23 protein-coding genes are annotated in these 22,300 nt (G+C 69.3%); 9 read left to right on the top strand and 14 right to left on the bottom strand.

The features are described from left to right. Positions 1 to 5: 5 nt before the first annotated feature. From ACFWQC_RS24455 to ACFWQC_RS24445, 3 genes are read right to left on the bottom strand one after another with little or no spacing between them, the layout of a single operon-like run. Positions 6 to 851 carry a glycosyltransferase gene (locus ACFWQC_RS24455; RefSeq protein ID WP_378684128.1) on the bottom strand — a complete coding sequence of 282 codons (846 nt, stop codon included), beginning with the start codon at positions 849 to 851 and terminating at the stop codon, positions 6 to 8. Between the two features lie 45 nt (positions 852 to 896). Continuing rightward, entirely contained in the window at positions 897 to 1,595 is a 699-nt protein-coding gene (locus ACFWQC_RS24450) for a serine O-acetyltransferase (RefSeq protein ID WP_378684126.1), read from the bottom strand. Then, positions 1,585 to 1,851 (bottom strand): acyl carrier protein, encoded by a 267-nt coding sequence (locus ACFWQC_RS24445; RefSeq protein ID WP_378684124.1) that lies wholly within the window; start codon positions 1,849 to 1,851, stop codon positions 1,585 to 1,587. The genes ACFWQC_RS24450 and ACFWQC_RS24445 overlap by 11 nt, the downstream gene beginning before the upstream one ends. Positions 1,852 to 2,063: 212 nt before the next feature. On the opposite strand from ACFWQC_RS24445, the gene asnB reads away from it, so the two are divergent. From asnB to ACFWQC_RS24425, 4 genes are read left to right on the top strand one after another with little or no spacing between them, the layout of a single operon-like run. Continuing rightward, entirely contained in the window at positions 2,064 to 4,058 is a 1,995-nt protein-coding gene (gene asnB, locus ACFWQC_RS24440; protein WP_378684121.1) for an asparagine synthase (glutamine-hydrolyzing), read from the top strand. Further along, positions 4,055 to 5,056, top strand: a complete 1,002-nt coding sequence (gene nadE / locus ACFWQC_RS24435) for an NAD(+) synthase (RefSeq protein WP_378684118.1) — start codon at positions 4,055 to 4,057, stop codon at positions 5,054 to 5,056. The genes asnB and nadE overlap by 4 nt, the downstream gene beginning before the upstream one ends. A gap of 15 nt (positions 5,057 to 5,071) precedes the next feature. Continuing rightward, on the top strand, positions 5,072 to 5,713 hold the full coding sequence (locus tag ACFWQC_RS24430; RefSeq protein WP_378684115.1) for an SRPBCC family protein: 642 nt from the start codon (positions 5,072 to 5,074) through the stop codon (positions 5,711 to 5,713). 4 nt (positions 5,714 to 5,717) lie between these two features. Then, positions 5,718 to 6,053, top strand: coding sequence for an ArsR/SmtB family transcription factor (locus ACFWQC_RS24425; RefSeq protein WP_378684112.1), 336 nt, complete (start codon positions 5,718 to 5,720; stop codon positions 6,051 to 6,053). Between the two features lie 524 nt (positions 6,054 to 6,577). Here ACFWQC_RS24425 and ACFWQC_RS24420 read toward each other — a convergent pair. From ACFWQC_RS24420 to ACFWQC_RS24400, 5 genes are all read right to left on the bottom strand, one after another. After that, positions 6,578 to 7,852, bottom strand: coding sequence for a DUF222 domain-containing protein (locus ACFWQC_RS24420; RefSeq protein ID WP_378684109.1), 1,275 nt, complete (start codon positions 7,850 to 7,852; stop codon positions 6,578 to 6,580). A gap of 397 nt (positions 7,853 to 8,249) precedes the next feature. Beyond that, positions 8,250 to 8,651 (bottom strand): VOC family protein, encoded by a 402-nt coding sequence (locus ACFWQC_RS24415; protein WP_378684106.1) that lies wholly within the window; start codon positions 8,649 to 8,651, stop codon positions 8,250 to 8,252. After that, positions 8,644 to 9,051 carry a holo-ACP synthase gene (locus tag ACFWQC_RS24410; RefSeq protein WP_378684103.1) on the bottom strand — a complete coding sequence of 136 codons (408 nt, stop codon included), beginning with the start codon at positions 9,049 to 9,051 and terminating at the stop codon, positions 8,644 to 8,646. The genes ACFWQC_RS24415 and ACFWQC_RS24410 overlap by 8 nt, the downstream gene beginning before the upstream one ends. A 27-nt stretch (positions 9,052 to 9,078) precedes the next feature. After that, on the bottom strand, positions 9,079 to 9,933 hold the full coding sequence (locus ACFWQC_RS24405) for a hypothetical protein (protein ID WP_378684100.1): 855 nt from the start codon (positions 9,931 to 9,933) through the stop codon (positions 9,079 to 9,081). A 3-nt stretch (positions 9,934 to 9,936) separates the two neighbouring features. Next, positions 9,937 to 11,511, bottom strand: coding sequence for a class I adenylate-forming enzyme family protein (locus ACFWQC_RS24400; RefSeq protein WP_378684097.1), 1,575 nt, complete (start codon positions 11,509 to 11,511; stop codon positions 9,937 to 9,939). A gap of 164 nt (positions 11,512 to 11,675) precedes the next feature. Between ACFWQC_RS24400 and ACFWQC_RS24395 the strand changes: the two genes are divergently transcribed. From ACFWQC_RS24395 to ACFWQC_RS24380, 4 genes are read left to right on the top strand one after another with little or no spacing between them, the layout of a single operon-like run. Next, positions 11,676 to 12,332, top strand: a complete 657-nt coding sequence (locus tag ACFWQC_RS24395) for a hypothetical protein (protein ID WP_378684094.1) — start codon at positions 11,676 to 11,678, stop codon at positions 12,330 to 12,332. Between the two features lie 4 nt (positions 12,333 to 12,336). Next, a complete protein-coding gene (locus ACFWQC_RS24390) occupies positions 12,337 to 13,605 on the top strand; it encodes an MFS transporter (protein WP_378684091.1) in 1,269 nt (422 codons plus the stop codon). Beyond that, positions 13,602 to 14,633: a hypothetical protein gene (locus ACFWQC_RS24385; RefSeq protein WP_378684088.1), complete on the top strand. Its 1,032-nt coding sequence runs from the start codon at positions 13,602 to 13,604 to the stop codon at positions 14,631 to 14,633. Before ACFWQC_RS24390 ends, ACFWQC_RS24385 begins: the two co-directional genes overlap by 4 nt. Before the next feature lie 59 nt (positions 14,634 to 14,692). Beyond that, positions 14,693 to 15,337 (top strand): DapH/DapD/GlmU-related protein, encoded by a 645-nt coding sequence (locus ACFWQC_RS24380; protein ID WP_378684085.1) that lies wholly within the window; start codon positions 14,693 to 14,695, stop codon positions 15,335 to 15,337. A gap of 19 nt (positions 15,338 to 15,356) precedes the next feature. Here ACFWQC_RS24380 and ACFWQC_RS24375 read toward each other — a convergent pair whose 3' ends face one another. Further along, positions 15,357 to 16,031, bottom strand: coding sequence for a LuxR C-terminal-related transcriptional regulator (locus tag ACFWQC_RS24375; protein ID WP_378684082.1), 675 nt, complete (start codon positions 16,029 to 16,031; stop codon positions 15,357 to 15,359). Next, a complete protein-coding gene (locus ACFWQC_RS24370) occupies positions 16,018 to 16,770 on the bottom strand; it encodes a sensor histidine kinase (protein ID WP_378684079.1) in 753 nt (250 codons plus the stop codon). Before ACFWQC_RS24370 ends, ACFWQC_RS24375 begins: the two co-directional genes overlap by 14 nt. Before the next feature lie 294 nt (positions 16,771 to 17,064). On the opposite strand from ACFWQC_RS24370, the gene ACFWQC_RS24365 reads away from it, so the two are divergent. Next, complete coding sequence (locus ACFWQC_RS24365; protein ID WP_378684076.1) at positions 17,065 to 18,102, top strand: LCP family protein; 1,038 nt, start codon at positions 17,065 to 17,067, stop codon at positions 18,100 to 18,102. Between the two features lie 81 nt (positions 18,103 to 18,183). Here ACFWQC_RS24365 and ACFWQC_RS24360 read toward each other — a convergent pair whose 3' ends face one another. From ACFWQC_RS24360 to ACFWQC_RS24345, 4 genes are read right to left on the bottom strand one after another with little or no spacing between them, the layout of a single operon-like run. Continuing rightward, positions 18,184 to 19,527 (bottom strand): LLM class flavin-dependent oxidoreductase, encoded by a 1,344-nt coding sequence (locus ACFWQC_RS24360; RefSeq protein WP_378684073.1) that lies wholly within the window; start codon positions 19,525 to 19,527, stop codon positions 18,184 to 18,186. After that, entirely contained in the window at positions 19,527 to 20,270 is a 744-nt protein-coding gene (locus tag ACFWQC_RS24355) for an ABC transporter ATP-binding protein (RefSeq protein ID WP_378684070.1), read from the bottom strand. The genes ACFWQC_RS24360 and ACFWQC_RS24355 overlap by 1 nt, the downstream gene beginning before the upstream one ends. Next, entirely contained in the window at positions 20,243 to 21,094 is an 852-nt protein-coding gene (locus ACFWQC_RS24350; protein ID WP_378684067.1) for an ABC transporter permease, read from the bottom strand. The genes ACFWQC_RS24355 and ACFWQC_RS24350 overlap by 28 nt, the downstream gene beginning before the upstream one ends. Further along, complete coding sequence (locus ACFWQC_RS24345; RefSeq protein ID WP_378684065.1) at positions 21,094 to 22,155, bottom strand: ABC transporter substrate-binding protein; 1,062 nt, start codon at positions 22,153 to 22,155, stop codon at positions 21,094 to 21,096. Before ACFWQC_RS24345 ends, ACFWQC_RS24350 begins: the two co-directional genes overlap by 1 nt. Between the last annotated feature and the right edge of the window lie 145 nt (positions 22,156 to 22,300).

Here is a 22,300-nt window from a genome sequence, read left to right as displayed (position 1 = left end):
GGAAGTCACGCTCGCGAGCTCTCGTCGCGCAGCCAGGTCGTGTAGTCGCCCGCGCGCACGGCTCTTCGGGAGAGACGACGCGCGAGGAGGGTGATCGTCAGGAAGACCGGGACCCGGACACCGATCGAAGGCCGACGCAGCCCGAGCTTGATGAGGTCCGAGACAGAGGTCGACGCGTGCCGCGCCGCGTGCTGGTCGGCCTGGTGGTTGCCGGTCGCCACCCTGGTCCGGCGCCGGACCAGGTCGGCGACCGTTCGCGGCGGCTGCACCACGACCGAAGCGTCCATGACGATCCGACGCTCCTGCGGTGCGAATGCCTCGGAGACCACCAGGTCGTCGTTCATCAGCCTCGTCTGGGCGTCCACCCGCCTCTGTCCCTCCTCGGACAGACAGAACGCGCCTCGGCCGAACAGGCCGCTGCGTACGTTCGGGAGGTTCTCCCAGACCCGGTAGTAGGCCCGCACCGGCCAGGACGAGGCACTCACCGGAACCTCGCGGAACGGCCCGGCGGCGTGCACCCCCGGCTCCGCGACCGCCCCGACCAGGCGGAGCGCGTCAGGCCCGGGAAGGCGTACGTCGGCATCCAGATGGATCCGAGGGAAGACAGAGGTGGCCGCGTTACCCAGCTCGACCGCGAGTGCCTTCGAGGCGGACGCGGTCTCGAGGACACGTACGCCCGGGACCGACCGCGCCACCGTGGCGGTGTCGTCGGTGCAGCCGTTGCAGACCACCACCACGTCGAAGGTTCCTGCCGGGACACCGTCGAGCAGCGCGGTCAGGTTTCCACGCAGGCCAGCCGACTCGTCGTGCGCAGGCACGACGACGCTCGCTGCTGTCGAGGAACGCTCCATGCTCCGGAGCATCGCTGCCCGGCGCAGAGCCACGACCGGCCGGGCTCACTCATCACCCAATATCGGTGACGGCGGGTCAGCCGGCCCTCCTGGCAGCACGAAGTTGATCATGGTGCCGTTGTCGTAGTCCCGAGCGATGACCCGGCCCGGGTTGCCGCCGACCAGACAGCGTGGCGGCACGTCCTTGGACAGCACGGTCCCGGCGGAGATGGTGCAGCCCTCGCCCACCGTGATCGCCCCCGAGATCACCGCCCCCGGGCCGATCCAGACGTCGTCGCCGATGGTGGGGACGCCGTGGTCTCCCGCGGCGATCCGCTGGCCGATGGTGACGTTGTGATGGAGCACGCAGTTGCTGCCGATCATCGCCGGCCCGATGATGATCCCGGAGCGGTGCATGAGCAGCAGCCCGGGGCCGATGTCGGCGCGCCGTCCGATGTCGGCGTGGTGGATCCGCATGTTGTGCCGGTTCCAGAACCAGAAGATGCCCAGAGCGGCGGTCCCGAGCAGCCGGCGCCTCTCGCGAAGAGTGCCCGCCCAGCGCCCGAAGCGGTAACAGGCCACGCAGCGGAGCTCGTAGTCGGTCAGCCAGAAGCGGGCCTTGGCGAGCAGAGACGGGCGCGGGGTGCCGAGGTTGATCGTGTACATCTTGGCCAGGTCGACGGCGAAGTCACCGTCTTCCCGGCCGACCTGACCAGGCTTGACCAGCGGGGCGGGCTTGACCAGCAGGGCGGGTTTACCCAGCAAGGCGGGCCGCCGCCGTCTTCCGGTCCACGTACTCCACCAGGTTGGCGACGCCGTCGAGGTTCGCCGGAACGGTCTCTGCCTCGGTGACGCTGATCTCGAACTCTTCCTCGAGGAACTCGATGAGCTCCAGGATCCCGGTCGAGTCGATCACTCCGGACTCGACCAGCGAGTCCGTCGGCGCCGGCAACCGCTCCTCGTCACCCAGCAGGAGGCTGTCGAGGATGAACGCCTCGATCGTGCTCTGTACGTCCGCCATCGTCTGTTCTCTCCTTGCTCGCCTACGCAGCGCCGGTCCGGCCGGCCACGTCCTTGCACGCCCACTGTTCTGACAGGCGACATGGCCCGAGGGCGGTCACTGGCGCGAAACATGCCGACATTGGGTGATAAACGCCCGGGTGGGGGCCCGCTCTCCCGTCCCCGCCGACAAGCCTTGGCGCTCAGACGCGCAGACATCTACCGAGGAGAGCCATGTGCGGAATCTGCGGGGTCCACTCCGCCGCCGAGGCGCCCGACCCCGGTCTCGTACGCCGGATGCTGGCTGCCCTGGCCCACCGCGGACCCGACGGCAGCGGCTACTACCGCGACGAACGGGTCGCCCTCGGCCATACCCGGCTGGCGATCGTCGACACGATCGGCGGCGTACAGCCGATGTGCGGCGAGGACGAACAGGTCTGGGTCACCTTCAACGGCGAGATCTTCAACCATGTCGAGCTCGCCGCCGACCTCCGCGCACGCGGTCACCGCTTCCACACCCGTAGCGACACCGAGGTGATCGTGCACGCCTGGGAGGAGTGGGGGCCGGGGTGCTTCGACCGGTTCAACGGACAGTGGGCGCTGGCCATCTGGGACCGGCGCACCGGTGATCTGGTCCTGTCGCGGGACCGGTTCGGCGTACGCCCGCTCTACTACACGCGGGCTGGGGGAAAGCTGCTGTTCGCCTCTGAGGTGAAGGCGCTCTTCGCGGATCCGGACGTGCCTCGCGAGCTCGACCCGGCCGGGATCGACCAGGTGCTGACGTTGTGGTCCACGGTCGCGCCGCAGACGGTCTTCACAGGGATCGAGCAGGTGCCGCCGGGCAGCTACCTGACCTTCCGGGACGGTGTCGAGGCCAGCCGGACCCACTACTGGGCGCCGACATTCCCCGCCCACGGCAGCGAGCGGCGCACCGATCTGGCCGCCAATGCCGAGGCGCTGCGGGAGCGGCTGGTGGCCGCCACGCGGCTGCGGTTCGAGCGCAGCGATGTTCCGGTGGCCGCGTACCTCTCCGGGGGGATCGACTCGGCGGTCACCGCCGGTGCGATCGCAGGGTTCACGGACGTACCGCTGCACACGTTCTCGCTGCGTTTCGCCGACGACGAGTTCGACGAGGGCAGCTACCAGACCCTGATGGCGAAGCGGCTGGGCACGGTGCACGAAGACGTTGTGGTCCGCGAGCGCGACATCGCCGACGTCTTCCCCGATGTCGTACGTCACGCCGAGAGCCCGCTGCTGCGTACCGGCCCGGCACCGATGTTCCTGCTCTCCCGCCTGGTGCGCGAGTCGGGCTTCAAGGTGGTGGTCACCGGTGAGGGCAGCGACGAGGTGCTGGGCGGATACGACATCTTCCGCGAAGGCAGGATCCGCGAGCTGTGGACCCGGGACCCGGCGGCCGCGGAGGCTGCCGTGGAGCAGCTCTACCCGTGGATGAAGCGCTCCCCGCACCAGGCTCCCGCCTTCGCCAAGAGCTTCTTCGGCCGCAACATCGTCGCCGGAGACCCTGCCATCTCGCACCGGCCCCGCTGGGACGCCACGGCAGTGCTGCGCTCGATGCTCACCCCCGAGGTCCGTGAGGCCAGCGACCGGAGTCCCGCCGACGATGTCGTCGCCGCGATGCCCGCGGAGGGGGCCGAATGGGACCCACTGTCGCGGGCCCAGTGGCTGGAGATGACTACCCTGCTGCCCGGCTACATCCTGGCCTCCCAGGGCGACCGGATGCTCATGGGCAACTCGGTCGAGGGGCGCTTCCCGTTCCTCGATCCGAACGTCGCCGAGCTGGCCGCCCAGGTCCCTGCCGACCACAAGATCAACGGCATGGACGAGAAGCACCTGCTCAAGGTCGCCTTCGCCGACCTGGTGCCCGAGGAGATCCTGCGCCGCCCCAAGCAGCCCTACCGGGCGCCGGACGCCGCTGCCTTCTTCGCCGGCGGCACCCCGGACTGGGTCTTCGACGTCACCTCGGGCCCGGCACTGGAGGCTGCCGGGGTGTTCCGGCCCACCCTCGTCCAGCGGCTGCTGGAGAAGGCCCGGCGAACCCAGGGGCGCGGCCTGGGCAACACCGACAACATGCGTCTGGTCACCGTCCTGTCCACCCAGCTGTTGCACAGCGAGCTGCTCGCCGCGCCGCTCGCCGGGCCGGCTGCGCCGCCCGAACCGCTGACCGTCTTCGGCCCCACTCTCGAACCCACCGGAAGGACCCAGATATGACCACCCAGAACGCATCGTACGGACTGGAGACGCTCCGCTTCGACGAGGAGGCGGAGGCGAACCGGATCGGTGAGGCGATCCGCCACTATCTGGTGGCCTACAAGCGCAAGGGCATCGTTCTCGGTGTCTCCGGCGGGATCGACTCCAGCGTGGTCGCCGCGCTCGCGGTCAAGGCGCTCGGCCCGGGGCGGGTCTTCGCGCTGCACATGCCCGAGCAGGAGTCCGCCGAGGACACGATCGGGTTCAGTAGGAAGCTGACCGACGCCCTGGGCATCGAGTCGGTGCTCGAGGACATCTCCCCGGTCCTGGTCGGGCTCGGTGCCTACCAGCGGCGAGACGATGCGATCCGGCGGATCGTGCCGGCGTACGGACCGGGGTGGAAGTCGAAGATCGTGCTGCCCAGCGTGGTCGACTCCGACGCGTTTCGGCTCTTCTCGGTCGTCGTCGAGGACCCCTCCGGCACCCAGAGCACGCACCGCCTGACGACCGAGGCCTACCTCGAGATCGTCGCCGCGACCAACTTCAAGCAGCGCGCCCGCAAGGCGCTGGAGTACTTCCACGCCGATCGGCTCAACTACGCCGTCGCCGGCACCCCGAACCGGCTCGAGTACGACCAGGGCTTCTTCGTGAAGCTCGGCGACGGCACGGCCGATCTGAAGCCGATCGCGCATCTCTACAAGTCGCAGGTCTACGCGATGGCAGCCCACCTCGGTGTACCCGAGGAGATCCAGGCCCGCCCCTCGACCACCGACACCTACTCGCTGGAGCAGACGCAGGAGGAGTTCTACTTCTCGCTGCCCTACCAGCGGATGGACCTGTGCCTCTACGGACTCAACCACGACGTCCCGACCGCCGAGGTCGCCGAGGCCACCGGACTCACCGTCGAGCAGGTCGAGCGCGTCTACGGCGACATCGAGCAGAAGCGACGCACCACCGCCTACCTCCACGCGGCTCCTGTGCTCGTCGACGAGGTTCCGTTGAATATCAAGATTGCTTGATATAATGTCGGAGGCATGAGCACACCACCCTTCATCCCTGCCGACCACCTCGGCGCCGTGAACCGCGCCCTGACCACGACGACCCGCGGCGGCGAGGAGCTGCGCGTGCTGGTGGTCGAGCGCAGCTACGACGCCGACCCCGACGAGGTCTGGGACGCGCTCACCACCAAGGAGCGCATCCCGCGCTGGCTGATGCCGGTCACCGGCGACTTCGAGGTCGGCGGCCGTTACCAGCTCGAGGGCAACGCCGGCGGCGAGATCCTCGCCTGCGACCGCCCGAAGCTGCTCTCGATCACCTGGGCCTACGGCGACATGATGTCCTGGGTCGACGCGACCCTGACCGCCTCCGGCGGCCGTACGCTGCTCCGCCTCGAGCACTCCGCCCCCGTCCCGCCGGAGCAGTGGAAGGAGTTCGGCCCCAGCGCAGTCGGCATCGGCTGGGAGCAGATGCTGCTCGGCCTGGCCCTCCACCTCTCCGCCCCCGAGGCCGAGAAGATGGACCCGATGTCCGCAGATGCGCTGCCCGCGATGATCGAGCACACCAAGGGCTCCGCCGCCGCCTGGGTCGAGGCCGACATCGCCTCCGGCACCTCCCCCGACCAGGCCCGTGCCGCCGGCGAACGCTGCGTCGCCGCCTACACCGCGATGCCGGAGTAGCCGCTTGCACGCCTTCGACGTCCTCGGCGACCCCGTACGCCGCCGCATCCTCGAGCTCCTCGCCGGCGACGACCTCACCTCCGGCGAGATCGTCGAGACCATCTCCGCCGAGTTCGGCATCCGCCAGCCCGCCGTCTCCATGCAGCTCAAGGTCCTGCGCGAGCACGGCTTCGCCAACGTACGCCCCCACGGCACCCGCCGCATCTACTCGCTGGACACCGGCCCCATGGCCGAGGTCGACGCCTGGCTCACCCCCTTCCGGCGCTTCTGGACCCAGCACCTCGATGCTCTCGACACGGAGATTCGGCGTGGGCGTCGGGAGGGTTCTATGGGGGACTGAAGCCGCGCGTTGGTCTCGGGAGGGCACGCAGAAGGACCGTGGCTTCGTTTCAAGGTTCGCCGCCGACCCTTGCTTCGATTGTTTCTCCTGTATCGGGTCGGCGGCGAGAGTGTGGCGCAGCGGATTCAGTTGGACACGGGCCTGGGCCGTGGGCGGGCCGTGCGCGGACGGCTCAGTGCCTCACTGGCGCCTATGGCAGTGGGCGCTGCCTTGTGAACCGTTCACAAGCCAGCCGTCACTCTGGTTGGGTCGGGTTCGGTGCTGGCAGGGTCATCAGTTCCCCACTGATCCGAAGAGTTCCCCACGGGCGTGGAGGTTCCCCACCCTCCGGAGCGTGGGGAACCTTCGCCGCAGTGGGAAAAGTCCCCATCAGCAGGGAAACGGCCAGTGCGGAGTCGAGGGAGCTGGCCAGAGCGCTCGTGGTGCATCGCGGCGGACGGGTTCAGCGAGAGCTGAGACCGGTCGCCAGTGGGGTCGTCGGGCCTGGCGCGCAGGCCCTGGCGACGTGATTCCTGACCCCCGACTTAGGGGCGGCGGGTGAACCGGACGGTGCCATCCGGTAGCCGCTCATGGACGTAGGCAGGGTTGTGCGCCAAGCGGTGATGATGCGGACACAACAACGCCCCGTCCTTCAGATCCGTCTTCCCACCCACAGCCCACGGCTCTAGATGATGCGCATCGCACCACTCCGGCGGCATGTCACAACCCTCGGCCTGGCAGCACTTCCGCTGCAACCGCATCGCCTTGCGCTGAATCGGCTGGAAGAACCTACTTCCCCGACCGGCATCGAGCACTTCGCCGTCACTACCGAGAACCCAGGGGATGATGGTGGCGTTGCACGCCAGCCGCCGCGCCTCAGCCGCTGAGATCGTCGCACCGTTGGTCTCGTCGTAACCAAGGGTGGCGGTGCCGAGGTCCTTGCGGAGCTCCTCGAGGCTGATGACCACGTTGATGGTGGTCGCGTCGCCACCGTGGCGGGGTAGCGCGGCGGGGTCGATGGTCTCCAGGAGCCGGGCGAAGCCTTGGCCCATCAGCCGCTCCCACGGCGGCAGCGGGGCGCCCTTACCGACGAGCTGCTGTTTGCGGGGTTGGGCGTAGGCCTCGACCAGCCGCTTGAACCGCATCCCGATCGAGACCGGGAGCACCCCGTCGAAGCCGACGGTCCCGTCGTAGTTGTCCCAGACCCGCAGGGCGGTCTTCTGGTGGGCACGTTCTTCCTCAGCCAACAACGCTTGGGCTTCGGCGTCCTCGAACCGGGCCGGGTCGATCTCGGCCAGGATCCGCTTGCCGACGATGCGGAGCTCGTTGGCGGTCAGGCGACCGGCGTAGTCGACCAGCAGCTTCTCCGCCAACACCAGATCCTCAGCACTGGCGACCGGGTCGGCATCGATCTGGTCGAGCGCCTTGGTGATCACCCGGGCCTTGTCCTGCGACACGACACCCTCAGCCAGGCCGGCGGCAACGAGGTCGTACTTCGCGACACCCGCCGCGAGCTTGATCTGCGAGCGGGCCACGGCCTTGTCAACCAACAACTCGGCCCGCATCCACCCAGACGCGTCCTTGGCCCCGGTCTCCTCGGCGATGTCGCCGGCAGACGCGAGCACCCGCAGTCTCAACGCGGCTTGTTGGGCCTGAAGCTTCTCCAACCGCTCCAGCAGGTCCTTCTTCTGCCCGGTGCGCCAATAGTTGGGGTCGGTCGCGAGGAGTTCTTGGAGGGCGGTCTCGATGGCCTTCAAGGCAGCCTCGATCGCGTCGCCGGGGTTGGCGCCCCAGTGGTCGATCGAGCGGCCGAGACTCATCGCCATCCTCTCCTTCAGAGGTGTGCTGTGATGAGTCTGATTCTACGCCATCAACGCTCGCTTGACCATCTATTTCCCCAGGTCAACCACCATTTTAGCGGTCAGCGAACGACCTAGCATATGTGGATGGTAAGTGGCCCGAAGGGCCACCCGTCCGACCCCACAACCCCAGCCCAACACGCAAGATCCTCTCCGCGCCACACCCGGGCCGCCGCCCCGATAGCCAGCCAATCTTTCTCGATCTGGTCCGGAGTCCAGGACCGCGAAGCGGCCGGCGAAGCCGGCGGGCCGAAGGCCCGTCCTTGACGCCGGTCCAGATCGAGAGACCCTCAAAGAACGGGTCGGCGGCCCACCCCAACCCCGAAGAAACAGTCCGCAACAGACAACCGAGAAGAGATCACTCGATCCGAGCCCGACGCCGATCAGTAGTGATGAGCTCGACATTGATCCCAGCAGCCCGCACGAACGCGATGAGCTCATCGTCGAACATCTCCCCAGGCTGAGGAGGACTGAGCGTATGAGCCCCGGCCACCCCGAGCTCGACCAGAGTCGACTCCAGATCAGGAGCCATGAAGGCCAGGTGGTGGAGGCCGTACGCATGCGGCCCGGGAGTCACCGGAGTGACGAGCTTGATGGCGATCGAGTCCGGCTTCTCCAGAAAGACGCCGCGGACCCCGTGGCGGGTGCTGACGACCGGGTCCGTGACGCGACGGTAGCCGAAGAGCCGTTCGAAGGCCTCGGCGGTGCGGAGCAGGTCGCGGACCTGGATGCCGATGTGGTCGAGTCGAAGGTCAGGCATTCTCACCTCGCATCGGGACGCCTTCGGCGACAGCGGTGGCGATGGCCATCCGGGGCCCGGGAACGGTGGCGACGCGGACGGCGGTGACACCGGCCAGAGCCGCGAGATCGGCCGCAGGGCCTTCGAGGGTGACCTCCAGGGACCCAGGAGAATCCTCGAGCACCGTGATCCCACGCCACGGCAGCGGTCCGGACCATTCGCCGGGTCCGAGCGCCTTCCAGACGGCCTCCTTGGCTGCGTACCTCATCGCGAAGGCCGTGGCGGGGGTCGTCGCGGCCATGCACTGGGCGATCTCGACGTCGGTGAACCAGCGCACCGCGAACCCGGATCCACGCAGTCCGAGCAGCCGCGCGAAGCGCCTGATGTCGGCGACGTCGATCCCGACCCCCTGAAGGCTCATCACGGTTTCATCGCCCTCGTCAGCAGCTCAGGCGACCGGACTGTGGGTCGCCACCATCTTGAGCAGCTCGGCGGCGACCGCCTCCGAGCCCGCCTCGTTGAGGTGGCCGCGGTCGAAGGTCAGGTTCTCGTTGAGCACGTGGTAGACGTTGCCGTCCTCGCTGCGCAGTCCCGTGCCCGCCGACTCCACCGCGGCGATGTCGACCAGACGCCCGGTGGCCGCGTATCTCTCCCTGATCAGAGCGTTGTAGCGCTCGCGGGCGACGTTGTCGGCCGGTCCCATCCTGTCGTCACCGCCCAGGACCGCCTTGACCTTGGACTTCCAGTTGCGGTCCGCGGTCAGCGGCACGGTCGTGTAGAGGAAACGTACGTCGGGATGGGCCGCCTCGAGATCGGCCATCGTCGACACGTATGCGTCGAAGACGGGGTGCACGTCGGTGGACGCTGTGACGTCGGCGTAGCAGAGCTTCATCAGCGCCACGTCGACGTGCGCGGCCGCTCGGGTGTCCATCACGTCGGCGAACGCCGCGAACTTGCCGAGAGGCTCCCCGTTGACGCCGAGATACGCATGCATGAACGTCGGGTGCCGGGCGTCCTCGACGGAGGAGACCTCCGCTATCACGGGCGCGGGCACCGGGGCATCGGCGTAGACCCTGAGGATCCCGTCGAGGATGTTCGTGCCCACCGACTGGTGCCCGAACAGCACCGTGGTCTCCCCCGACGTCCGCAGCTCGTCGTCGGACGGCCACGCGACAGCGATCGGATCGTTCATTCCTGGACTCCTGGCCAGCCAGGTCCCGGTCAGTGTGACCGCGACGATGAGCACCCCTGCCCACACGCCGGCCAGGAGCTTGACCGATGCGGGCACCTCTCGCACCGCCATCTCTCAGCCCACCTTGACCTCGCCCACACTGTCGTCCTCGATGTCGGCATCGTCGATGCAGTTCTCGGTGCCGGACGGCTCCTCGGTCAACCTCATGCACATGGCCCGTACGTCCCGCTTGTTCACCTTCCCGCTCGCGTTGAGCGGCAGCGCATCGTCGAAGCGGACCACCTCGGGCACCATGTGCTTCGAGAGCCGTTCACGACAGTGCGCGATGACGTCAGCGCCCCGCAGTCCGGCCCCGCGCCGACGCACCACGACCAGCTCGACCCGCTCCCCGGCGATCTCGTCCGGAAGCCCGACCGCTGCCGCCGCTACGACATCGGGCAGGTCGAGCACCACCGACTCGATGTCCTGGCAGGCGATCCGGTGCTCCCGCGACTTGATGAAATCCTCGATCCTGTCGACCACGTAGATGTAGCCGTCCTCGTCGACCTTCGCCAGATCCCCCGTACGCAGCATCCCGCCGGGCATCTTGCGGGCGGTCGCCTCGGGGTCGTCGAGATAGCCGGGCGAGATGTTCGCACCGCTGGCCCAGATCTCGCCGATCTCACCGGGCCCGACGTGCACCCCGTCGCTGTCGAGCACTCGCAGGTCCACGCCCGGGATGCCTCGGCCGATCGACCCCGGCCGGCGGAGGAGCTCCTCGGGCGGGAGGTAGGAGAGCCGAGCGGTGGCCTCGGTCGCCCCGTACATCACGAAGACCTTGGCCTGCGGCTGGGCGCGCGCCATCTGCTCCACCAGAGCGGGCGCGAGCTGGGCACCGGCCTGCTGGATCGTTCTCAGGGACGGAAGCGGCGTGGTGCCGAAGGTGCTGTTGCGCAGCAGCATCCCGAAGGTCGAGGGCACCCCGGCGAGGCCCGTGCAGCGCGCGGACGCCATCCGGTCCACCACCGCCTGCGGGAAGACGAACGTCGACTGGATGACCATCGCGGCACCGACCCGCAGATGTGTGTGCAGGAGCGAGAGCCCGAAGACGTAGGGGAACGGCAGCACGACCAGCATCCGGTCCGCCGGCGTGATGCCGAGATAGCCGAGGATCGCGGTCGTGTTCGCCTGGATGTTGCGGTGGGTGATCCGCACCGCGCGGGGGTCGCCGGTGGTGCCGGACGTGAACATGTAGAGCGCGTCCTGGTCCGGGTCGACCTCGACCGTCCCCGGAAGCTCGACAGGCGTCGATCGCTGCTTCGGGACCAGCCGCTCCTTCCGCTCCACCACGACCGGAAGACTCCTGGGCAGGCTCAGCCGCAGCGCCTCGGCCTGGGCGCGCCCGACGAGCAGCGCGTCGGCGCCGACCCACCGCACCCGGGCCTCGACCTCCTCGGTCGGCAGCGTGACGGCAAACGGCACCACGACCAGCCCCAGCCGGAGCGCGGCGAGATAGGCCGAGACCCAGAACAGCCCGTTGGGCGCCATGATCCCGACCGGCGAGCCCGGAGTCAGACCGAGCACGGAGAGCCGTCCCATGAGCACGGACACGCTGGCTCGCAGCTCTTCGAAGGTGTACTCGCGACCCGCTTCGGCGAGCGCTATCGAATCCTCGGGCGCGTGCTCGAGAAGAAAGTCGGCAGTGTTCAACGTGGCCCGTCCCCCGGGATGCTTGGGCCGGGACCGTTCCCGGCTACGGCAACGTCGCACGCCTCACCTCGACCGGCGGTGGGCCGTTCGGCAGGCTGCCTGAAATTGAGTACGCGACCCACCCATCGGTCCCGACTCGGCCCCACTGCGCGTCGACTGGTCTCGTGAACCCCAAGCGCCTCCTCATGTTCGTGCTGCTCGGCGTGCTCGTCGGCGTCGCGATCTTCTGGGCGCCCGGACGCTTCGCCGACTCCTCGTCCGGCAACGACGGCGGAGGCTCGAGCTCCTCGTCCCAGTCCGGCTCGCCGGGAGCCGACCCGAGCTCCGAAGCCGGATCCGATTCCGGCAAGAAGTCGGAGAAGGACCCCGAGCCCGCGACCGAGGCGCTGCCGAAGGCCGCGTCGACGCCGACCGAATCGGGCCTGCCCGGCCTCACCGAGAAGCCACGTACGAAATCGGCGGCGCTGATCTCGGAACCGCTGCCGAAGCAGGCGGTCCGCAAGGGCGCCCTGGTGGCCGGCTACCCGACAGCAATCGCACCCCCGTCACGCACCACGGTCGACGTCTCCAGCGTCTCGCCCACGAAAGGTGCGCTCCAGGTGGCGCTGACCGCGAGCTGCCGGAAACCCTGCGACGTACTCCGTCACTACCGGACCCGGCTCGCGCAGCACGGCTTCAAGGAGGTCGCGACGACCTCGGTCGAGAACACTCCCGCGATGTCGCTGCGCCGCGGTGACGAGACCGTGAACGTCACGGTCACCCACACCGGCCGCCGCAACGTCGAGTTCAGTCTCCTCTCCGTCCTCCGCACGAAGACCTGAGCCGGTGTATCTGTCTCTCAGCGACCGTCCCACCACGAGTGCCGAGCCGCGGCAGGCCGGCGGGCGGGTCTCCCGGACCGTCGTCACCCTCGGCATCGTCAGCCTGCTGACCGACATCTCCTCGGAGTCGGTCTCGGCGATCCTGCCGCTCTACCTGACCGCGGTGGTGGGGCTCTCGCCGGTGGCGTACGGGCTCATCGACGGGCTCTACCAGGGCGTCTCCTCGCTGGTGCGGATCGCGGCCGGGTGGGCGGCCGACCGCACCGACCGGCCGCAGCCGGTGGCACTCGCGGGCTACGCGATGAGCGCGGTCGCGCGGCTCGGGCTGATCTTCGCCGGTGGCTTCGGGACGATCTCGGCGGCGATCTCGCTGGACCGGGTCGGCAAGGGCGTACGCACCGCTCCGCGCGACGCGATGATCGCCGCCTCCAGCGACCCGGCGCACCTCGGCCGCAGCTTCGGCGTCCACCGAGCACTGGACACGATCGGGGCCACACTCGGGCCGCTGCTCGCGTTCGTGATCCTGTGGCGGATCGCCGACGGCTACGACACCGTCCTGGTCGTCTCGCTCGGCTTCGCGGTGCTCGGGGTCGCGACGATGGCGTGCTTCGTGCCGTTCCGCACCGGCGCCGTCCGTGCTCCAGGTGGTCGAGCCTGTCGAGACTCCCGCCGCAGCGAGCCGCGCCCCAAGGCTCCCAGGGTGCGTTGGCGCACAGTGCTCACGCCAGGTCTCGCGCGGGTGACCGGGGTGTCCGCCGTGCTCGCCCTGCTCACCATCGGTGACGGGTTCGTGTACCTGGCACTGCTGGAGACCGGCGGCTTCGCGGCGCAGTGGTTCCCGGTCCTCTACGTCGGGACCAACCTCGCCTACCTCGCCCTGGCCGTCCCGATGGGCCGGCTCGCGGACCGGGTCGGGCGCGTCAGGGTCCTCGTGCTCGGCCACCTCCCGCTCGCGGCTGCCTACCTGTGCGCCGCGACCGGGTCGGGGATGCTCTGGACGACGTGCGCCGCGGTGCTCCTCCTCGGCGTCTTCTACGCCGCGACCGACGGCACCCTGGCCGCAGTCGCGGGGCAGCTGGTTCCCGAGACCGTACGCGCCAGTGGCATCGCCACCGCCCAGACCGCGGTCGCACTGGCCCGGCTCGTCGCGGCGACCGGCTTCGGCCTGCTCTGGTACGCCGTCGGCCCCCGGGTCGCCATGCTCGCGGTCTGCGCGGTGCTGCTCGCCGCGATCCCCGCCGGGCTCGCGGTGCTGCGCAGGGCGGCGCGATGACGACGTTCTGGGTCAAGCACCGCACGACCGTCTTCGGTGCGATCGTCGTGCTCGTCACGGCCGGCGTGACGGCGTACGCCCTCTCCGCGATCGCCGAGAACGACCGGCGTACGTCCACGGCGACCGCGGCGACGACCACCTCCCTGGCGCAGGTGGAGAAGGGGCCGAGAATCCTCTTCAGGCACACCGGGCGGGACGCCGACTACGGCCACGTCGGCGCGGTGGTGCTCGCCGACCCCGGCGGCGCCCGGGCGCTCACCGACCTGAGCTGTGACCGGGTCTACGCCCAGGCGGAGTCGATCTCCTGCCTGACGACCGAGCGGGGGGTGGTGAGCCGCTACCGAGCCACCGACCTGGCGACCTCGACGCCGGGGAAGGCGTGGCGGGAGGTCGACGGGACCGACCTGACCGGGCTGCCCAGCCGCACCCGGATCTCGCCGGACGGGCAGCTGGTCGCCTCGACGGTGTTCGTCAACGGCGACTCCTACATGGTCAGCGGGTTCTCGACCCGCACCCTCATCCGCCGGATCGGCGGGGCGAGCTACGGGGACCTGGAGAAGTTCAAGCTGGTCGTCGACGGCCGCCGGGTCGCCCCGGTCGACCGCAACATCTGGGGCATCACCTTCGCCGACGACGACCGCACCTTCTACGCCACCGTCGCAACGGGCGGGCGGACCTACCTGGCCCGCGGTGACCTCACCGAACGCTCGCTGAGGACCATCGCCGACCACGTCGAGTGCCCGTCGCTCTCTCCCGACGGCACCCGGATCGCTTTCAAGGAGGCCGACAAGGACGGCACCCGGTGGACGCCCGCGGTCCTCGACCTGGCCACCGGGAAACGGACCGTGCTCGCCGGCGAGAGGCACAGCATCGACGACCAGATCGAGTGGCTCGACGACGACACGGTTCTCTACGGCCTGGAGCGCGAGGGGGAGCCGGTCAGCGACGTCTGGGCGCTCGACACCACCGCCTCCGCGACCCCTCGCGTGCTCATCTCGGAGGCGGCCTCGCCCGCGGTTCTACGCTGAATCGGGTACTCCATCGCGGGTCCGCCCACTGACCGACCGAGTTTCGGTTTGCTGTGGGGATGACCGTTGAGGAGACTCACGCCGCTCCCAGGGACGAGCCGAGAATCGTGCCCAGAATCGAGCGCAGCGCGGACATCGACGAACGTGCCACGATCGGCGACGGGACGATCGTCTGGCACCTGGCCCAGGTCCGCGAGCACGCCAGGGTGGGCAGCGAGTGCATCATCGGCCGCGGGGCGTACGTCGGTCCCGGGGTCGTGGTGGGAGACCGCTGCAAGATCCAGAACCATGCGCTGGTCTATGAACCCGCAGTGCTCGAGGACGGCGCTTTCGTCGGGCCGGCGGTGGTGTTCACCAACGACTACCTCCCCCGTGCCGTCAATCCGGACGGCACCCTCAAGGACGGCAAGGACTGGGAGGCCGTCGGCGTGACCGTACGCACCGGCGCCAGCATCGGCGCCCGGGCCGTCTGCATCGCGCCGGTCACGATCGGCGCCTGGGCGATGGTCGCGGCGGGCGCCGTGGTCACCCGCGACGTACCCGACCACGCGCTGGTCGTCGGGGTCCCGGCGCAGCGGATGGGCTGGGTCGGGCACGCGGGCGCGCCGCTGGTCGCCCAGGGAGATGCCTGGCGCTGCCCGAGGACCGGCACCCTCTACGTCCTGCGCGGCACGAGCGAGGACAGCGGCCTGGTCGCGGTCTGACGAGCCGATCGAGCCACGATCAGGCGGCCCGCCACTCGGCCTTGTGGGCGATGCTGACCGCCGCGATCTGCGAGGAGACACCGAGCTTGGCGAGGATCGACTTCACCTGGGTGCGCACCGTCGCCTCCGACACGACACGGAGCTTGGCGATGTCACCGACCGTGGAGCCGTCCATCAGGTGCTCGAGCACCTGCGACTCCCGCGGAGAGAGCTGCGCGAGCCGGCGACGGATCTCGATGACGCCCTGCTCCTGCCCCACCCACCCCCGGATCAGGCGCTCACGGTCGTCGACGTCGAGCACGCTGAGCCCATAGTTGAGCCTGCGTACGGTGCCCAGGATCTCGCCCAGCGGCACCGTCTTGGACAGGACCGTGCGAGCCCCGACGTGCAGAGCATGACCCCAGCGGGTCTCGTCGGTCGACCCCGTCACCACGACGACGTCGGCACCCGTCCTCGCGAGCGGGGCGATGAGACGTACGCCGGAGCCGTGCTGGCCAAGGTCGAGGTCGAGCAGGACGATGCGCGGCTGGGAACGCATGATCAGCGAGGTGAGCCTGGCATCCGAGGGCGGCTCCTCGGGCAGGTCGACGCGGTGGGCGTCGTAGCCCTCGAAGGTGAGGGCCAGCTCGAGCGACTCGGCGAACAGGGTGTGGTCCTCGACGATGACCACCTTCACCCTCTTACGCGGCGACACCACGGCGACCTCCCCGGGTCGGGATGTCGTGCTCGTCGGTCCCTCGGCGCGCCCGGCCCTCGGCGCAGCCGAGCATCGGCATGCCGAGCACGAACGTGGTGCGCTCGCCCGTCTCGGCCAGCTCGAGGTAGCCGCCCTGGCGTTCCATCAGGTCCCGCGCGGTGTGGAGACCGATCCCCTGACCGGTGGACCCCGGGCGACTGACGCCCCAGGCGAAGATCCGCCTGCGGAGCTCCGGCGCGACACCTGGCCCGTGGTCGGTCACGGCGATCTCGATCGAGGTGCCTCCCGGCCCAGCGGGACGCATCTCGATCCGGACCGACCCGCCACCGTGGGCGGCGGCGTTGTCGAGGAGCACGTTGAGCGCCTCTGTCAGCTGGTCGGAGTCACCCAGCGCCAGCATCCGGCTGGGCCGCCACTCGATCTCGGTGCCCTTGGCCTCGTGAGCGAGGACCATGGAGCCGACGATCGCATCGAGATCGATCACCTCGGCGACGTCGGCCCGCGCGTCGGATCGTGGGCCCGGGACCTGCAGCCTCGCGGCATCCTGCTGTCGCTGGACCATCCGCTCGAGCCGCTGCAGCTCGCTCTCCACCATCGCCGCCATCGCAGCCCGCCGCTCCCCGTCGATCTCATCGAACGAGTTCAGCAGGGTCGTCGCCGCCCGGATCCCAGCCAGCGTCGAGGCAGCCTCGTGCAGTCGGGCACGTTCGTCCGCACCGACTCTTGACTTTGACACAGCTCTCCCCTGGTCATCCTCGATCTGCGCCCTCCCCATGACGCGTTCAGCTGCGTGAAACGTGCGCGGACCCCGAGGACCGACACGAACAGCGCTCTACAGCAAAGGGAGCCTACTGAACCAGGCGGCGCGACGTATTGCCTACCTATTTTTGATTACCAGCCGTTACCGACTGGTGCCTGAAATTGAGGAATGGAGAGCATCTGACGCCCGCGCTCGGGCAGTCCCGGGTCCCATACTCGGGTGGCCATCCTCGATCATCCGCCCGTGCCGCCGCAGCCGGAACCTGCGGACGTGCCCCCCGCGCGCGGCTGGCGACGTGCCCGCAAGCCACTGATCGGGCTGCTGGTCTGCCTGCTGCTGCTCTGCACCGCGGGCCTGGTCGGCATCCTGTGGCTCCAGGCGAAGGTGGAGGGGAACATCCAGCGGCTGCCCGACACCTTCGCCGGGCTCACCGACCGTCCCGCCAAGCCTTCCTCCGGCTCGGCCGCCGACGCGGTGAACATCCTGGTCCTCGGCACCGACACCCGTTCGGACACTGCCACCACGGGCGCCGAGGCCCCTGGGTGGCAGCCCGGCCAAGCGCGCTCGGACACCATGTTGATCGTCCACCTCGACGGCGACCGTCGTTCCGCCTCGGTGATCTCCATCCCGCGCGACTCCTGGGTCAACATCCCCGGCCACGGGAAGGGAAAGGTCAACTGGGCCTACTCCTTCGGTGGCCCCAACCTCACGGTCGAGACTGTCGAGAAGATGACCGACGTACGCATCGACCATCTCACCGTCATCGACTGGGACGGCTTCAAGGCCCTGACCGACGCCGTCGGCGGCGTCGACATCAACATCCCCGAGACCGTCTACGACTCCGCCCGCGGAGTCCGCTGGGAGGCTGGATCTCACCATCTCGACGGCGAGCAGGCTCTCCTCTACGTACGCCAGCGCTACGGCCTCCAGGACGGCGACCTCGACCGCGTCGCTCGCCAGCAAGCCTTCCTGCGTACGCTCCTCCAGCAGACCCTCCACCAGGAACTGCGCAAGGACCCCGACCAGGTCCTCGACCTGCTCGGCCTCTTCTCGAAGCACGCCTCCGTCGACGACGAGTGGTCGACGACCCAGATGGCCAAGCTCGCCGCCTCGCTCCGCAACCTGCGCTCCGGCGACATCAGCTACCTGACCGTCCCCACCGACGGCACCGGCATGGTCGGCGACCAGTCGGTCGTACGCCTGGACCCCTCCCGCGACCGCGACCTGTGGCGCGCCGTCCGTGAGGATCGGATGGGTGACTGGGCCGACGACAACCAGGATCTGCTGACGCCTGACGTTGTCCGCTGACCACATTCCTCGCCGAGTCGGCTCGTTGTAACGAGCCGACGCGGCGGTGTTTTCGGTCAGGATGAGCCGACTCGGCAGTCTTTAGGAAGCAACCTCCGCAGCCTCGAGGTCGAGCCGGGTCCCTGGACGCGGCAGACCGTAGTGATCTCGGAGAGTGACACCGGAGTATTCCGTACGGAAGAGCCCACGCTCCTGCAGGATCGGCACGACGGAGGACGCGAAGGCCTCGATGCCCGAGGGGAGCACGGCGGGCATGATGTTGAACCCGTCGGCAGCTCCGTTCTCGAAGTAGTGCTGGATGGTGTCGGCGACCTGGACGGCCGTGCCGGAGAAGGTGCGGTGGCCGCGACCACCACCCAGCTTGCCGATCAGCTCGCGCACGGTGAGCCGGTCGCGGCGGGCCCAGTCGACGATGAGCGTGTAGCGGCTCTTGGCGCCCTCGATCTCGTCCTCGGTCGCTATGTCGGCCGGCAGCTGCTCGTCGAGCTGGAGCCGTGAGGGATCCACCTGCAGGAGCTGGGCTAGCTGCGCCACCGCGTACTCCGGAGCGATCAGCCGGTCCAGCTCCTCTTCGAGCTCGCGGGCCTCGGCCGCCGTGTCACCGATCACCGGGACGATGCCCGGCAGGACCAGCACGTGGTCGGGGTTGCGGCCGGCGGCGACGACGCGCCGCTTGATGTCGGCGTAGAACGCCTGGCTCTCGGCCAGCGTCGGCTGGGCGGTGAAGATCGCCTCGGCCCAGCGGGCCGCGAACTCCTTGCCGTCGTCGGAGGAGCCGGCCTGGACGAGCAGCGGGTGGCCCTGCGGCGACCGCGCCAGGTTGAGCGGACCCTCCACCGAGAAGTGAGGCCCGACGTGAGAGATCGGCCGAATCCGGTCACCGAGCGCGTGCACCCCGGCGTCCTTGTCTGCCACGATCGCGTCGTCGCCCCAGCTGTCCCACAGCTTGGTGGCGACGTCCAGGAACTCCGATGCCCGCTCGTAGCGGGTCTTGTGCAGCGGCTGCCCCTCCAGACCGAAGTTGCGCGCCGCGGCGTCCCCGGCGGTCGTGACGATGTTCCACCCGGCCCGACCGCCGGAGATGTGGTCCATCGAGGCGAGCCGACGGGCGAGGTTGAACGGCTCGTTGTAAGAGGTCGAGGCGGTGGCGATCAGGCCGATGTGCTGCGTCGAGACCGCCAGCGCGGACAACAGCACGGTGGGCTCGATCCGCCCCGACGGCCGACGGCCGGGCTCGCCGAACAGAGCCGGGGAGTCAGCCAGGAACAGCGAGTCGAACTTGGCCTCCTCCGCCACCCGCGCCAGATGCTGATGCGCCGCGAGCGACAGGTTGGCGTGCGGGTCCGAGTCAGGCAGCCGCCACGACGCCTCGTGGTGACCGGTGTCGAGCAGGAACAGGTTGAAGTGGAGCTGTCGGGCGCCCATCAGGCCACCTCCTCCTCGACCACGCCGAGCTCGGCCAGCAGCTGGGCCCGCAACGCCGCGAACCGCGGGTCGCCCGGGCTCCGCTTCGCGCCCAGGTCGATCCGGAGGTCGGAGCCGACGACGCCGTCGACCAGCACGATCACCCGGTCGGCGAGCGCGATCGCCTCGTCGACGTCGTGGGTGACCAGCAGGATGGCAGGGGTGTGGGCGGCGTACAGCTTCTTGAGGAGCTTGTGCATCTTGATCCGGGTCAGCGCGTCCAGGGCGCCGAACGGCTCGTCGGCGAGCAGCAGCTGCGGGTCGCGTACCAACGACCGCGCCAGCGCCGCGCGCTGCTGCTCGCCACCGGAGAGCTCGTGCGGCCAGGCCTTGTCGCGGCCCTCCAGACCGACCTCGAAGAGCGCCTCGAGACCACGGGCGCGGGCACCGGGACCCGGCAGGCCCAGGATCACGTTGTCCAGCACCCGCCGCCAGGGCAGCAGCCGGGAGTCCTGGAAGACGACCGAGACCCGCTCGGGCACCTCCACGACACCCGAGCCCGAGACGGCGCGGTCGAGACCGGCCAGCGCCCGCAGCAGCGTGGACTTCCCGGAGCCCGAGCGCCCGATCAGCGCCACGAACTCGCCGCGAGCAATGGTGAGATCGAGCGCGTTGAGCACCCCGCCGGCCTCGGAGAAGCTGCGGCGCAGCCCCTCGACGCGTACGGCGGACTCCCTCAGTGACTCTCCAGCGTGCGTCGCCATGCCAGTGCCTTCCTCTCGGTGAAGCGGACGATGCCGTCGGCGACCAGGCCCAGCAGGGCGTAGACGACCAGGCCGACGACGATGATCTCGGTCTGGCCGTAGCTGGACGCGAGGGTGATCATGTGGCCGATGCCGCTGGTCGCGTTGACCTGCTCGACGACCACGAGCGACAGCAGCGCGTTGAGCACCGCGAACCGCAGCCCGAGCAGGAAGTCCGGGGTCGCGCCCGGCAGCACGACATGGCGGACGAACGCTCCACGGCGCAGGCTGACGGTCTCGGCGAGCTCCGCGTAGCGGCTGTCGATGCCACGCAGCCCGTTGTGGGTGTGGATGTAGATCGGGATGAGTACGCCGAGGGCGATCGTGATCACCTTCATCGGCTCCCCGATCCCCAGCCACAAGATCAGCAGCGGCATCAGCGCCAGGCTCGGGATCGCACGCTTGACCTGCACCGGCCCGTCGATCACCGCCTCTCCGACCCGGCTGAGCCCGGAGACCAGCGCGAGCGCCAGCCCGACACCGACCCCGATCACCAGCCCGAGCGAGGCCCGGTAGGCCGAGGTCGCCAGGGCCTCGGGAAGCCGGCCGTCGGCGATCAGCCGCTGAGCGGTCTCGACCACCACCCACGGCTCGGACAAGGTACGCGGATCGAGCACGCCCGTCGCCGAGGCGAGGCACCACAGACCCAGGAGCAGGACCGGTCCGATCCACAGCGTGCCGGGGACCCTCGGCCCTGGGCCGAGCCGGCGGCGTACGACCCGCTTGTCGGTGGTCTTCTCGGAGACGACGCCGACGAGCGGCGCCTCGACTGCGGTGGTGGCCATCACCGACCGCCCTTCACGGTCTCTGCGATGACCTTCTCGTAGCGGCGGTCGTAGAGGTCGTTGACGTCGATGTCGGGCTGGCCCTGCTCCTTCACGAGGATGTCCGCGGTCTCCTGGTGACGCTCGATGAACCCGTCCCAGCTCTCCGGGATGACGTTCTGGCCAGAGGTCTCGAAGACGACTCTGCCGTCCTCGAACGTGAGTCCCTCGTGGTCGACGTAGTAGGCCTGGATCCACTCGTCCGGGTGCTCGTCGACCCACGTCTCGGCCTTGACCCACAACGCGAGGAAGTCCTTGAACGCGGCCGCCTTGCCGGCGTCCGCGAAGGTCTCCTCCGGCCCGTAGATCAGCGTCGCGTCATCTCGGATGCCGGTCCGGATCGAGGTGGCACCGTCACGGCCGTACTTGGCCAGATAGGAGGTCAGCTGCGGCCCACCCAGCGGGGCGACGTCGACCTGGTTCGAGGCCAGCGCGTTGGCGAAGGTGTCGTCGACGCTCTGGATCTCCACCAGTTCGACGTCCTCCTGGCTGAGCCCGGCAGCCTCGAGCGTCTTGAGGACCAGCGCGCCCTGAGCCTGGCCGGGCGAGTAGGCGATCTTCTTGCTCTTCAGGTCCTCGAGCGTCTTGACCTTCGACTTCGGCGCGATGCCCAGCTCGTAGATCGGGTTGTCGAGCGGGTCCGGGTTCTCGGTGACCGCGACGATCTTGACCGGGGTGTCGGTCCAGGTCGCGAACAGCGGCGGGATGTCCGCGACGTAGCTCGCGTCCAGCGCGTCCGCACGAAACGCCTCGATGCTCTTCGGACCACCGGAGATGTTGGCCCACTCGATCTCGTAGCCCTCGACCTCGTCGATCAGGCCGGACGCCTTGAGCGCCACCTCGATCGGCGGCAGCCCGAGGCGCAGGACGGTCCCTTCCGGGACTTGGTCGGGGAGCGCCGCGTCGGCGGCGAGCTTGGAGGCACTGGACGCATCGGCGCCACCACAGGCCGTCAGACCCAGGAGCAGGGTCGAGAGAACGGCGGCGATGGCGGTCAGGCGCGGTGGGGTGGGGCGGATCATGGCTCTCCTCTGGTTGGTCCGTCAAAACCAGAGTAAATCACTAGACTTTAGCCATAAACGCCCGTTCGGATCCTGAGACCGCCGAGACGTCAGGTACGCAGGCCGAGACGTCACTTGCGTCGGCCGAGATGGCAATCGATTGCCA

Origin of the sequence: Nocardioides sp. NPDC058538, from assembly GCF_042719275.1 — a bacterium.
GTDB lineage: Bacteria > Actinomycetota > Actinomycetes > Propionibacteriales > Nocardioidaceae > Nocardioides.
This window is presented reverse-complemented; position numbering and strand designations above follow the sequence as displayed.

Bases quoted from the DNA above. Each gene is read 5' to 3' on its own strand.
- ACFWQC_RS24415 (WP_378684106.1), bottom strand. From the start codon at position 8,651: ATGCCTGACCTTCGACTCGACCACATCGGCATCCAGGTCCGCGACCTG.
- ACFWQC_RS24420 (WP_378684109.1), bottom strand. From the start codon at position 7,852: ATGAGTCTCGGCCGCTCGATCGACCACTGGGGCGCCAACCCCGGCGAC.
- ACFWQC_RS24360 (WP_378684073.1), bottom strand. From the start codon at position 19,527: ATGGGCGCCCGACAGCTCCACTTCAACCTGTTCCTGCTCGACACCGGT.
- asnB (WP_378684121.1), top strand. From the start codon at position 2,064: ATGTGCGGAATCTGCGGGGTCCACTCCGCCGCCGAGGCGCCCGACCCC.
- ACFWQC_RS24355 (WP_378684070.1), bottom strand. From the start codon at position 20,270: ATGGCGACGCACGCTGGAGAGTCACTGAGGGAGTCCGCCGTACGCGTC.
- ACFWQC_RS24380 (WP_378684085.1), top strand. From the start codon at position 14,693: ATGACCGTTGAGGAGACTCACGCCGCTCCCAGGGACGAGCCGAGAATC.
- nadE (WP_378684118.1), top strand. From the start codon at position 4,055: ATGACCACCCAGAACGCATCGTACGGACTGGAGACGCTCCGCTTCGAC.
- ACFWQC_RS24345 (WP_378684065.1), bottom strand. From the start codon at position 22,155: ATGATCCGCCCCACCCCACCGCGCCTGACCGCCATCGCCGCCGTTCTC.
- ACFWQC_RS24455 (WP_378684128.1), bottom strand. From the start codon at position 851: ATGGAGCGTTCCTCGACAGCAGCGAGCGTCGTCGTGCCTGCGCACGAC.
- ACFWQC_RS24445 (WP_378684124.1), bottom strand. From the start codon at position 1,851: ATGGCGGACGTACAGAGCACGATCGAGGCGTTCATCCTCGACAGCCTC.
- ACFWQC_RS24350 (WP_378684067.1), bottom strand. From the start codon at position 21,094: ATGGCCACCACCGCAGTCGAGGCGCCGCTCGTCGGCGTCGTCTCCGAG.
- ACFWQC_RS24385 (WP_378684088.1), top strand. From the start codon at position 13,602: ATGACGACGTTCTGGGTCAAGCACCGCACGACCGTCTTCGGTGCGATC.
- ACFWQC_RS24405 (WP_378684100.1), bottom strand. From the start codon at position 9,933: ATGGCGGTGCGAGAGGTGCCCGCATCGGTCAAGCTCCTGGCCGGCGTG.
- ACFWQC_RS24430 (WP_378684115.1), top strand. From the start codon at position 5,072: ATGAGCACACCACCCTTCATCCCTGCCGACCACCTCGGCGCCGTGAAC.
- ACFWQC_RS24410 (WP_378684103.1), bottom strand. From the start codon at position 9,051: ATGAGCCTTCAGGGGGTCGGGATCGACGTCGCCGACATCAGGCGCTTC.